9 protein-coding genes are annotated in these 12,453 nt (G+C 58.0%); 3 read left to right on the top strand and 6 right to left on the bottom strand.

The features are described 5' to 3' along the window. Positions 1-335: 335 nt before the first annotated feature. Positions 336-2,024 carry an aminotransferase class III-fold pyridoxal phosphate-dependent enzyme gene (locus tag JOD69_RS22515; protein ID WP_210024317.1) on the top strand — a complete coding sequence of 563 codons (1,689 nt, stop codon included), beginning with the start codon at positions 336-338 and terminating at the stop codon, positions 2,022-2,024. Between the two features lie 170 nt (positions 2,025-2,194). Here JOD69_RS22515 and JOD69_RS22510 read toward each other — a convergent pair whose 3' ends face one another. Continuing rightward, positions 2,195-2,818 carry a hypothetical protein gene (locus JOD69_RS22510; protein WP_077730054.1) on the bottom strand — a complete coding sequence of 208 codons (624 nt, stop codon included), beginning with the start codon at positions 2,816-2,818 and terminating at the stop codon, positions 2,195-2,197. A gap of 466 nt (positions 2,819-3,284) precedes the next feature. Here JOD69_RS22510 and asd point away from each other — a divergent pair, with 466 nt between their 5' ends. After that, on the top strand, positions 3,285-4,163 hold the full coding sequence (gene asd / locus JOD69_RS22505) for an archaetidylserine decarboxylase (RefSeq protein WP_210024316.1): 879 nt from the start codon (positions 3,285-3,287) through the stop codon (positions 4,161-4,163). Between the two features lie 384 nt (positions 4,164-4,547). Here the strand turns inward: asd and JOD69_RS22500 are convergent, their stop codons facing one another. The 4 genes from JOD69_RS22500 to JOD69_RS22485 form a co-directional block, all read right to left on the bottom strand. Then, positions 4,548-5,084: a methyltransferase gene (locus JOD69_RS22500; RefSeq protein ID WP_210024315.1), complete on the bottom strand. Its 537-nt coding sequence runs from the start codon at positions 5,082-5,084 to the stop codon at positions 4,548-4,550. Between the two features lie 685 nt (positions 5,085-5,769). After that, complete coding sequence (locus tag JOD69_RS22495) at positions 5,770-5,922, bottom strand: hypothetical protein (protein WP_210024314.1); 153 nt, start codon at positions 5,920-5,922, stop codon at positions 5,770-5,772. A gap of 244 nt (positions 5,923-6,166) precedes the next feature. Continuing rightward, a complete protein-coding gene (locus JOD69_RS22490; protein ID WP_077730057.1) occupies positions 6,167-6,367 on the bottom strand; it encodes a hypothetical protein in 201 nt (66 codons plus the stop codon). 492 nt (positions 6,368-6,859) lie between these two features. After that, positions 6,860-7,576 carry a hypothetical protein gene (locus JOD69_RS22485; RefSeq protein WP_210024313.1) on the bottom strand — a complete coding sequence of 239 codons (717 nt, stop codon included), beginning with the start codon at positions 7,574-7,576 and terminating at the stop codon, positions 6,860-6,862. 275 nt (positions 7,577-7,851) lie between these two features. Here JOD69_RS22485 and JOD69_RS22480 point away from each other — a divergent pair, with 275 nt between their 5' ends. After that, entirely contained in the window at positions 7,852-9,462 is a 1,611-nt protein-coding gene (locus tag JOD69_RS22480; protein ID WP_086134633.1) for a choice-of-anchor I family protein, read from the top strand. Between the two features lie 331 nt (positions 9,463-9,793). On the opposite strand, the gene JOD69_RS22475 is transcribed toward JOD69_RS22480, so the two are convergent. After that, complete coding sequence (locus tag JOD69_RS22475; protein WP_086134634.1) at positions 9,794-11,593, bottom strand: bifunctional metallophosphatase/5'-nucleotidase; 1,800 nt, start codon at positions 11,591-11,593, stop codon at positions 9,794-9,796. Between the last annotated feature and the right edge of the window lie 860 nt (positions 11,594-12,453).

The following is a 12,453-nucleotide window of genomic DNA, read 5'->3' as shown; positions in this document are numbered from 1 at the left end:
TTTGAAGATCATGTGACAGTTTCCGAAACACAAGCGCGTTCGGACGCGGCATGCCGAGTCCCGCTCTCCAAAGCTGACACCGAGATCTTGTTCCAGAACGGACGAATGCGATCTGGGGTTGCCATGCAACAAATCTGAAACATTCGATTGTTACAGTTTGGAGCACGTTGACGCCCGAGGAGTCCTTCACGAAGAAACCTAGGCACCTTTGGGGATCATCATTCTGGCCGATATGAAACTCGGATTTCTCATGCCACCGGTGGACATGAAGTTGCTCTTCGCGTCCTACCGGTTTGGCGAGCCCTTGCCGTAATGTCCCATCGCCGAGGAATGAAATGGATACAAGCGTAGCCTTTTACTGGCTGGGCGCGGCTGTCGCTGCGGCGGCGCTGCCGAAATTGAAACTGAGACTGGATCTGTCGAGGGCCAAGCACCCCTCCCTGGCGGGGCATTCCAATCTATCCCGCCGCATCGCCAAGCTGGTGCCGTTCTACGAATACGACGAGGAACATTTTTTTCGCTGCGATGGCGCTCCGGAAGAAATCGCCGCACAACGGCGCGCCGGATTCATGCGGCTTGCGGAGTTCTTGCGCAAGCGGTCTCCGCGTACGCTCGAGCTCAACGAGTCGGCGGCGGACGGCATCTCGGATTTGCAGTTCACCTCCGCCTATCGCGTACCCTTCCAGTTCAGGCGCTTGGTCCGCGAATACCTCAAAACCGGCGCCTTCGTTCAATCGTCTTCGGGAGTCACCCTCACCGACCCGGACGGCAACGTCTCCTACGATCTCGCGGGGTCTTACGGCGTCAACGTGTTCGGTTACGACTTTTACAAGGAGTGCCTGCAACGGGCCGGCGAGCGCGTTCACGAGCTGGGACCTGTACTGGGCCTTTATCATCCGGTGATCGTCAGCAACGTGGAGCGGCTGAAACTCATCTCGGGACTCGACGAAGTGTCGTTCCACATGTCCGGCACCGAAGCGGTGATGCAGGCGGTGCGGCTGGCGCGGTACCACGCCGGGCGAGCTTATGTGGTGCGCTTCTGCGGTGCATATCACGGCTGGTGGGGCGACGTGCAGCCCGGGGTCGGCAACCCGGTGCCGGCGCACGAAACCTACACGCTGAAAGACATGGACGACGATACGCTGCGCGTGCTTCGCAAGCGCCGGGACATCGCCTGCGTACTGGTGAATCCTTTGCAGGCGCTGCATCCGAATGCGAGCGCTCCGGGCGATGGAACCCTGATCGACAGCAGCCGATCCGCCGGTTTCGATCGGGCGGCTTACACGGACTGGTTGAAGCGGCTACGCACGGTGTGCAGTGAAAGGGGCATCGTCCTGATCTTCGACGAGGTGTTTACCGGCTTCCGCCTGGCGCCGGGCGGCGCTCAGGAATATTTCGGCGTTCAGGCCGACATGGTCACCTACGGCAAGACTTTGGGCGGCGGCCTGCCCGTCGGCGTCGTATGCGGCCGCAAGGACTTGATGAAGCGCTTTCGCGACGACCGACCTACGGATATCTGCTTTGCCAGGGGCACATTCAATTCCCATCCTTACGTGATGGCGGCGATGAATGAATTCCTGAATTGTCTCGACAAACCCGAGATCCGGAATCTCTATCGGGACCTGGATTCCGTGTGGAATGCCAGGGCCGAGCAGTTGAATCAAAGGCTTCGCGACCAGGACCTGCCGGTACGGGTGGCCAATCTGGCGTCCATCTGGACTGTTTTCTATACCCGGCCCTCCCGCTACAACTGGATGTTTCAATATTACCTGCGTGCGCAGGATCTGACCCTGAGCTGGGTAGGAACCGGCCGGCTCATCTTCAGCCTCAATTACACCGAATCCGATTTCAAAACCGTGGCGGAGCGCTTCGTGACCGCGGCCGAGAAGATGAGGCAGGACGGATGGTGGTGGTACGAGGGGGGATTGTCCAACAAGGCCATAAGACGACAGGTGCTTCGCGAGATGCTTGCCAAGCGTTTCCGGTTAGTAGGTTCCGAGTACCGTCAAAACCGAGAAGGCTAGGATTAAGCGCGAGCTTCCGTTTCCTCGCTGGTTCTACACGCATCTGTGGGTGACAAATGCTGAACGAGTCCGGATACGTATGCTCAGAGTTTGTTGATCGTATCGGTTTGAAAGGGCTGGCCGCTTTCCGTCGCGGCCTTCATAAAATGAATTTGGAACCCTGGCGGAGCTCAAGCGTGCTGTTCCGATTCCTCTTTTTCAGATGTCATGGGATCGATGAGCTGTCCTCGGAGCAGGCAAATAGGGGATTTGTAGTACAGCTTGATGTCGTGAAACGGATCGGTAAGGATTTTGGCCAACCAAACCAGCCCGGTTTGGACGTCTCTCAGGAAGAACAGTTGCACGGTTCGGAACAGCAGGCCGCCGATTCCGATCGCGAGCCATAACAAGCCCAGGTGGTGCATGAAACTACTGTCGGTGGAGTTGGAGTCGAAAAGCCCGAACAGCGTTGGGTCCAGGTAAAGAGCGATCGGAGAGAGTGCCCAGATAGCCATGAGGACCACCTTCCGCCTTAGGTTATAGCCGACCTTCACCTGTTCCTTGTACTCGTGGGTCGCCTGATTGACGACGTCATATCCTTTCGGCTCGAAGAAGAAGTGACCGGTTTGACGGGTGAGCATTGCGAACAGCCACCCGATCAGCGCCGCGGCGACCGGATCGGTGAACACCAAGGCGTAAGCCAATACGAAACTCAGCGCGCTGACGAAATGCAGCGACTGGTTTATCCGGCTGTGATGATAGTAACGGTGATCGTCCCAACGTTGTATTTCCAGAGCTTTAAGAAAACCGTGCATAGATCCTCCGATGAATAGCGCAAAAAAAAGCACGGTGTGTCCGTGCGTGAAGCGTACGAACAGCGCCGTGCGGACAGGAGAGAAAGAGACAAAGCAAAAAGTCCGAAACCCAAAGAATCAACGAGCATCCCTGCTGCCACAGCACTTCAAGGCGGCTGACCATTCGATGCCAATCCATCCATTAAGGATAAGATTCGAGTGTTACAGAGTTAATGCAATTTCCTGACTGAACGATGACAGCCGGATGACTCGCATGATTCCGTAGTTATTGCTTTGGCACAAAGAAGCGATCTTCGACAAATGCAGTCCGTAGGATGTGCCGACCATCGGGAAGCGCCCTTCGACCGGGCTCAGGACAGGCCCTTCGACTGAGCTCAGGACAGGCATCGCTCGCGACTGCCGGAACAATAATGCGTGTCCTGTGGCTTTTGGAGATGAGCACCGATAGTACAAAGCCCTACAAACAATGACCTTACGCTCCCTAATCGCGCAAATTACCCAACAGGACGATGTCAATTTTTTGCTGACCAATCGCATTCCGCGCCAATTTCTCACGCGGTTCGTGGGTTGGTTCAGCCAAATCGAGCATCCTCTGGTCTGTCGTCTATCCATTGCCTTGTGGCGGCTGTTTGCCCAAGTCGACCTGAGCGACGCCAAGAAAACGAAGTTCCGCAGCATGCACGAATGCTTCACCCGCGAACTTAAGGAAGGCGCCCGTCCCGTCGACGATGATCCCGGCGTTCTGGTCAGTCCGTGCGACGCCATCATAGGGGCACATGGCGATATCGAAGGCACGACGCTGTTTCAGGCCAAAGGCATCCCGTACGCCCTGAACGAACTGGTTTGTGATGGGGAATTGGCAAGCCATTACCGTAATGGCTATTACGTGACCTTACGGCTCACTTCCGGCATGTACCACCGGTTCCACGCGCCGTATGACTGCGAGATCGATCAGGTTACCTACATTTCGGGAGACACCTGGAATGTCAATCCGGTTGCCCTCAGGCGAATACCGGGTCTTTTTTGCAAGAACGAGCGCGCCGTACTGCGGACGCGGTTGAGCCCCGGCAATCACCTAATCGCTTTGGTGCCCGTTGCCGCCGTGCTCGTGGCCAGCATACGGCTTCATTTCCTGGATGTTCTGCTGCACCTCAAGTACCGCGGCCCTAACGTGATTCCATGCAAAGCGCCATTTCGTAAAGGTGACGAACTAGGGTGGTTTCAGCATGGTTCGACGATCATCGTTTTGGCGCCCAACGGGTTCAAGCTCTGCCCTCAGCTGGAACAGGGCACCGTCATCCGCATGGGGCGACGACTGCTGATGCTTCCGTTATGGAAACTCTGAATAAGTCGATTCCGCTCATGGTTCGACAGGCTCACTATGAACGGAATCAATCCGTTTCCGTTCGTCCTGAGCCTGTCGAAGGACTTACTAAGTGATAAGAAAGAAAAGTTATACCGTCACCCTGGCGGGGAATGCCGGGGTCCAGGTTACATGGATGTATCAGCCTTGCCATCCCTGGTTTCTGGATTCCGGCAATCCATGCCGGAATGACGAGCAAAGTGACATTCATTCGTTTACGTTTAGTATCGCTTCGGCAATTAAAGCGCGATTTTCGGCAAATTGCGATTAACCCAAGTCATTGATTGGGCAAGGTAAGATCGGAGATGCATTCGAACGATGATTCTGATTTAACTGCCGAAGCAATAATCAGAGCTTCCTTATCGATCAACGCTCATAGTACGCGCCGACGCCGTAATATAAAGTCTCCACAAGAGGTAACAGAATCCAGTCGTCATGAGGGAATCTCATGACCAGAAAAAAGCCCCAAATCGACAATAATGTACCGACGTATTGCGGGTGGCTAAGCACTGAAAATGGGAAGGCGTTGCACCACTGGATTTCATAACCGAACTTGTTGCCGTAGAACACTCCGGACCGCCCTAGGCGATAAAAGACGCCGAAATTAAATACTTGGCCGATAACAATCAACCCAATCCCCAATGACATTGGAACCAGACTGCTGGTGGGGAGTGGAATCAGGGTATTCCCTAGCAGCATGCACCAGGCAAGGAATATCCCTATTTGCAATATCTTGAATATATAAAATAACTTCTCCAGGGCGGAAATCGGCTCGCCAAAACGAACGATTGCGGGATATTTGCAGACAGCCTTAAAGGTATCAGGATGATGCCAAATCCACAGGTAGGTTATCCGTTCTATGCTTAACAATAGAGCTGCGGTCAGAAATAACCAAAGCAGCATAATCTTATTCCTTGAAAATCCAGTTAATCGAATTAAACAGAATCAGAGAACGGATCGCAACCTCGAAACGGAAAATATCAAACCTGCCGATAAAAATACGGTAATACCTATGCGTTCGGCGCGTCGAAGAATTCGGGAAAAGAGAATCCTTCACCTGGATACTCGGTGATTTTATTGTGAACGTCGGACAGCCGACGGCACATGTTCAGCGAACCGTTTGAGGCGGTAGGCCGGGGGTGGAGATCGCTTCGCGGCTGCTGAAAGTATCGACCATCCTGCCGTGCAGTTCGATTAGAGCATTTTTATACCTACTGTACGGGCATTCGCGAGTAGGTCGGGAATCCCTTCCCAATCGCAAACGGTCGCTTTAGTCGCGACCCTTCCCGACGCCGCCGTTGGGCCAAAGGGTTCGTCGGCAAGGGATTGCCGACCTACAACCATGCACCCTGTAGGTCGGGAATCCCTTCCCGACGCCACGTCCCGGCCACGCGTCTTCGTCGGCAAAGGATTGCCGACCTACGAATTGAAGCAATTCACCCGAACTCAAGGCGCCACGACTTCCGCCAAGCCTGTTTTGCCGTACGAGCGAGATGAAAACGCTCTAATGCGGCATCGAGAACCCTTTTACGAAAAAGGTCAGGGGCATACGGTCGTCGCGTCAAGCGCCCGGTATCGGAATTCGGAATCAGCCGATGCGGCCGGTGATATAGCTTTTGGTCAAGGGATGACGCGGATGGGTAAGGACCTCGGCCGTTTCCCCCACTTCAATCAATCGTCCCAGATGGAAAAATCCGATGCGCTCCGAAACCCGCGCGGCCTGCTGTAGCGAATGGGTCACGATTACAAGGGTGAATTGACGCTTCAATTCCGCGGCCAGGTGCTCGATTTTGGCCGTCGCAATGGGATCGAACGCCGAACATGGTTCATCCGTCAGGATGATTTCGGGACGGCAGCGATGATTCGAAATCCGAGTCGATTGTCGGCGGGTTCGGAAGGCCGGACCGAGATCGCGATTCGCCGCGTGGGATGCGTTTGGAAGATCATGGAGGAAGCGGACGGCTGCCGCCGAAGGGGCTCAGTCGTCAGTTCGCGCGATGAATTTCATAGCGCCCCTCCCTCAAGCCGTTCAAGAACTCCACCCAAGGCAGGTGCCGAGTCTGGTCCATTCCTCGTATCCAGTCATTCTCGACGTATTGGATCACGACGCTCTCGGTGGCGGGGTCGATGTCGACGATGTGGAAATAAGCGCGGCACGATCGGTCGTCGCCAAGATGGTTATTCATAAGGACAACTCCTCGTTAGTTGGAAAGCTTGAACTCGGCCCCCCCGAAGCTTCGCCCGGCTATCGGGACGGTCGGGGTGAGGCGGGAGGTGCGTGGTTGGCGCAGGCGAGACGTCCCGGGGGATCATCCGCTCCGTCTGCGGGCTACCCGGCGGGTCTGCGTCAACATCTAAGGCATGATAGCCAGCGCCGCAGTCGGCATCCAGATTGAGACTTGATCTCCGTCAAACCGGCTGCTTATTTTGCAAGCACGCAAGTGGCCCGGTGGCATCGGTCTTTCATCCGAAGTGAGGCGGATGCTCTACCGCGCACCGCTAATGCCGAGGATCAGGCTGCGGCAAGGAGCACCTCCAGCCATTGGCGCGGAGTGAGTGGCGCTCGTACGGTCCCGGTGTTTCGGTTCGCGTTTATCGGCCACCATTTACACGCAACCTCGTTCTTCATCCGGCAACGAGCGATAGGCTCCGCGTCTTTCTTCTTCAAGACTCCCTTTTTACACGAGGCGTGGCTTGGAGTGCCGGGAGGCGAAAGCGAAACCGGTGACAGCGGAGCCGAACAGCCAAAAAGCTGCGGGAACGGGAACAGGTTCGGGCGCGGTACCCGGTTGACCGTTCGAGCCTGCAAACCACGCGCCGCCCGTTCCGCCGGTCAGGGCTTCGTTGAAACCGGCGACGTGGGCGGCGAAGTAATAATTGCCCTGGCCGGCGTTTTTACCGGAAAGAGCGAAATAGTGGTTTGCGTTATCGCCGTTGATCCCGGTGATGGCGAACCAGACCGGATCGTAGCGGTCTTGGCCGCCGCCTGTCTTGAGTTCAAAATCGCCGAAGCCATCGGCATTGCCGGACCCGAGGCTCCATCCGCTGGGCAACTTGAAGTTATTAGCGGTGAAACCGCCAGGGTTTAATGTGGTGTTGAATGCAAAAGTATCGATACCGTAGTTGGTACCCGCTTTCGAGTCCAGCACGGAAAGCGCGTCGACGCTGAACACGACGTCATCACTCGTCGTCGTATAGCCGTTCAGCAAAAGTCCGGCGGCATCGCTGCCGTCCCGGATGAACACGGTCAGGTAATCCGCATTGTCCGGAAACACGGATTCGGCATTGGATTGATTCAATGTCGCTTTCCAGATGGCGGCATGCCCTGCCGGGCTCAACCCAAGACCGAGCGCCAATGCAAAAACGACAGGCGGTTTTCTGACATGAGCAAGCATGATCGGTCTCCTCGACTTCTCGTTTGTAAGACTGGCGACACTGTATCTTCGCTTTCTTTCAAATGGGTTAAGTTTGTGTTACGGGTGTTCGTTTTTTCCGCTTGAAGCGACCTTCCGCGTTAGGCGTAGGTCCGGCTTAGCCGATACTCCGGAGCAGGCTTGTCATACCGCCTTAACGTGATTCCAGTAGCGTCCCGACTTTCGGATAGTCCAGCCATTGGAAGGATTGTTTTGAACCGCGTTCATTTCACCTGCGCTAACTCGGAGTCACAAGAATGAAAACCAAACTGTTCCGTTTGAAATTTGAGGGGGCCTTGGCGAGCGGCATTCGCGCGCTCGATGCGGCGCGGACGACCTCGGTCGGTGCTGCCGCCCTGTTTGCGGGAATCCTGCCCGGCCCGGTCGCCGCAGCAGGCCCCGCGTTCGAGCCGGTCGGCAGCTATGCCACCGGTCTGACCGGCCAGACCTCGGCCGAGGTCGTGGCCGTCAAGGGCGACAAGATGTACGTTTCGAATGCCGCGAACGCTTCGGTCGACATCGTAGACATCTCCGATCCGAAACAACCGGTGCGTCTCAAGCGGCTCGACCTGTCCGCGTACGGTTCCGAAGTCACCAGCGTCGCCGTCGGGAACGGGCTCGTGGCGGCGGCAGTGGAGTCGGGCACCGAACCGGGCAAAGTGGTTTTCTTTTCGCCGGGCGGTTCCAATCTGCGAGCGGTCGAGGTCGGCGCCGGCCCCGATATGGTGACCTTCACGCCGGACGGCAAGAGGGTTTTGGTCGCCAACGAGGGCGAGCCTTCGGGATATGGAGAAGGCCATGTCGATCCTGAGGGCTCGGTAAGCGTGATCGACGTACTGCCCCGCCGCAAGTTTTCGGTGAAGACGATCGGTTTCCAAGCCTTCGACCCGGATCAGCCGCGCGCCGGCGATCTGCCGCCGGGCGTGCGCATCTTTGGGTCCACGCGGCCGTCGCTCGATCTCGAGCCAGAATACATCGCGGTCGATGAAAACGGCCGGAAGGCCTGGGTGTCGCTGCAGGAAAACAACGCCATTGCGATACTCGACCTTGAAACCCTCACGGTGGAAAAAATCGTCGACCTCGGCTACAAAGACCACTCGCAGGCCGGCAATGGCCTCGATGCCAGCGATCGCGACAATGCCATCAACATCAGCACCTGGCCTCAGGGGCGGGTCTACGGCATGTACCAGCCGGATGGGCTCGCCGCTTTCCGGATCGGCGGCAAGGACTATGTGCTCTCCGCCAACGAGGGCGACGCCCGCGAATATCCCGGTCTGGTCGAAGAAGCCCGTGTGCGCAGCGTTACGACCAATGACTCCTTCACGGCGGCGCTGCGCGACAATGCCGCGCTGGGACGTCTCACCGTAACCACGAAGATGCCCGCCGCCGGGTCGGATGCGGAATCGACGGTCTACGCTTTCGGCGCCCGATCGTTTTCGGTGTGGGACGGCGAAACCGGCGGTCTGGTCTATGACAGCGGAGATCAGCTCGAACAGATCATCGCCGCGGAGCTGCCCGCCAACTTCAATTCCAACAACGAGGCCAACACCTTCGACGACCGCAGCGACAACAAGGGCCCCGAGCCCGAAGCCGCCGCCACCGGTGTGGTCGACGGCCGGACCTACGGGTTCATCGGCCTCGAGCGCGTGGGCGGGGTGGTCGTGGTCGATTTGGGCGATCCGACCTCGCCGGCCATCGTCCAATATCTGCAAAACCGCGATTTTGCAGCCACGCCGGTGGGGCCGGACAGCGGCCCGGAAGTGATCGACTTCGTACCGGCCCATAACAGTCCGACCGGCAAGCCTCTGATCGCCGTTTCGAACGAGGTGTCCGGCACCGTAAGTTTATGGGGACCGAAGGGCGAGTGACGGCAGGTTATTCGAAATCGCGTTTAATAAGGCATTGTTTCGTAGGGTGGGTTAGGCGCACATCAGCACTGACCGATCGCCGATCACTGTGCTTCGCGTGCGGCGTAACCCACCGAACGACCGTCAATCGGTGGGTTACGCGGAACCGAGGGGCTAACCCGCCATCGATGGGTTTCGCTTCGCTCTACCCATCCTACGATGAATGTTCACTCCAATGCCGAGTTGAATAAATACAACCTGAAAACGGAGTTTCCGGGATTCGAAAATTTGCGTAGAGCTCTATGTTTCAGAGACGGTGCGGCGGAGGCCGGAGCTCTCCGCCGCCGGTTTTTCAGGGAATCCGCACGATACGGTCTTGCGGACCGGGCGCGATTTGTACGCCCGGCTCGGCCGGATCGGAATCGGCTTCCGGATGGTTGAACCAGGCTTCGAGGGCGTCGAGGTCCTGGGCGCCTCCGAGCCGATCGGTGCCGAGCTTCAGGACGTAGAACTTGTCCCCGCCGTCGGCGAGGAAGCTGTTCACGGTGACGCGATAGTTCGCGGCCGGGTCGACGGTTTCGCCGTTAATCCGAATGCTGGCCGGGTCGACCTTGTCGCAAGGCGAACCGCTGGCCGACCACTGATAGGCGAAGCCCTTGGAGACCTGCAGGATGCGGTCGAACGCCTGGCCGGAGTCTCCGGCCGGATAGTTGAAGGCGGCCGGTGCATTGTCGGCGCCGCAGCCGGTGAATTGCTGTTCCAGCAGAATTTCGATCTGGGCGCCGGTCAGGGTCATGGTCACCACGCTGTTGCCGAAGGGCTGCACGGTGAAGGCTTCGCCGTAGGTCACGTGGCCGTCGCCTTCGCCGGCCGTGCCGGATGCGTAACTCAGGTCGGCACGGATTCCGCCCGGATTCATGAACGCGGCTACCGCGTCGCCGAAGCCCGAAGCTTCTGTGGCTTTCAGTTGCGCGTCGGCGATGACGTCGCCTAGAGCGGACTCGCCGGCCGCATTGGCTGTGCGGGTGATATCGGCGGTGATGGCGCCGATTACCCGGTTGGCGATGGGCTGGGCCAGTAACTTGTAGCCGTCGACGACGGCCTTGATGCCGGCGTCCGGGGTGACCGTCGCGTCGGTCTGGTCCACCAGAATATTGGTGGCGCTGACTGCCGTCACGTCACGGGTTTTCCGGTCGATCGTCAGGTCAATGTCGGTCAGGATGCGTCCGATGGAATTGGCGCTGGTCACCGGGATTTCACGCCCCTCCCGGTTCGCGATCCTGCAGTTGTAGGCCTGATGGGTGTGGCCGGAAATCACCATGTCCACGGCATCGTCCAGTTGATTGACGATGGGTTTGATGGGGGTTCCGTCCAGGTTGCCGGCGCACTGGTTCATGGTCGTGGCGTTCTGGGCGACGGGCTGGGTGCCGCCCTGATGGATCAGCACGACTATGGCTTCGACCCGCTGCCGCCGCAATTTGGGAATCAGCGCGTTGACGGTATCGGCCTCGTCCTTGAATTCCAGTCCGGAGACGCCGGACGGCGTGACGATGGTGGGAGTTTCCTTGAGGGTCATGCCGATGAAGGCCACGCGGACGCCGCCGTAGTTCTTGATGACATAAGGCGGGAAAACGGGCTTGCCGGTAGCCGTGTCGACCACGTTGGCGGCCAGGAACTTGAAGTCCGCGCCGGCAAAGGAACCATCATCGGCGGTAGGCGCGCCGACCGAGGCGCCCTGGCAGGAGTTCGGATCGGTAGGATGGCAGCCGCCTTTCTGCATGCGCTTCAGCTCGTCCTTGCCTTCGTCGAACTCGTGGTTCCCGACGGCGTTGATTTCCAGCCCGGCCATGTTCATGGTCTCGATGGTGGGCTCGTCGTGGAACAGGGCGGAAACGAGGGGCGTTGCGCCGATCAGGTCGCCCGCGGAGACCACGGTGGTGTAGCGGTTCTCGCTTTTCAGCTTGGACACGTACCCGGCGATCCAGTCCACGCCGCCCGCCGGCTTGCCGCCGAAGGAGCCCGGCGATTCGAGCTGGCCGTGGAAATCGTTGAAAGCGACGATCTTGACCGTCGTGGCCGGCCCGGCGCCGGCGCAGGCGGTGCCGCCGGCCAAGATCAGCGTTACGGCACAGGCGAGTTCGTTGAGTTTCATGGTGTCATATTCCTCGGTTTGTTCCTGAGAAAGGCCGGGCGAGTCCCGGCGGACCGCCGTGTATCAAACAGCATCCGTGTTAAGGCGACCTGACAGTTGTATTACCGGGAGGTTATTAACCCGGCCTATAAATATAGGCCGGGTTAATCCGGGGCAGGGATGCCCCGGCGCGGCGACAAGCCGCGTGAGCCCAGGCCGGGCGTGTACCGGCCTGGGCGGCGGCCCGAAATACCAGGAGGGTATTTACGGGCCTGATTAATAATAAGTTCGGTCGTCGAAAGTGTAAGCAGCGAAGACCGGAGCTTGGCTATCTCCGCGCGATGCCGCCCGGTGTGTCGGTCTCGGGTGAAAACTTCACAGGGCTGTAATGGTTTCGGGTGTTTAATACGGTAAACCGAACGACGCATGCGGGTTGCCGGCGGATGCCTGGACAATGAACCGCAAAAGCTGCGATCTCGTGTTCGAGTGGGATGAGGGGCTAGAGCGTTTTTCATCCCGGTGTACGGCTTCGTGTCGGGCGGGAAAAACGTAGGTCGGCAATCCCTTGCCGACAAAATCCTTTGCCGAGCCGGTACGTCGGCAAGGGATTGCCGACCTACATATCGGGCTCTCTGACACCGAATTGGAAAATGCTCTAAGTACATCCCATAAAGTTCTGCGGAAAGGGCGTACACTGGAGGCATGAAAGCCATCCTGATCCCCCCGTTGGGCAAAGCGCAACAGAGTGAGTTAGACACCCTGTATCGAAAGACCAAGGACCCACGACTCCGAACTCGTGCCCAGATGGTCTTGCTCTCGGCCGAGCGGGGTCTCAAAGCGCTGGAGATCGCGGGGATCGTGCGGGAGAGCGAGGACACCGT

Origin of the sequence: Methylocaldum sp. RMAD-M, from assembly GCF_017832375.1 — a bacterium.
Classification (GTDB): domain Bacteria; phylum Pseudomonadota; class Gammaproteobacteria; order Methylococcales; family Methylococcaceae; genus Methylocaldum.
The sequence above is the reverse complement of the archived record's forward strand: the minus strand, read 5'-3'. Positions and strand labels throughout refer to the sequence as shown.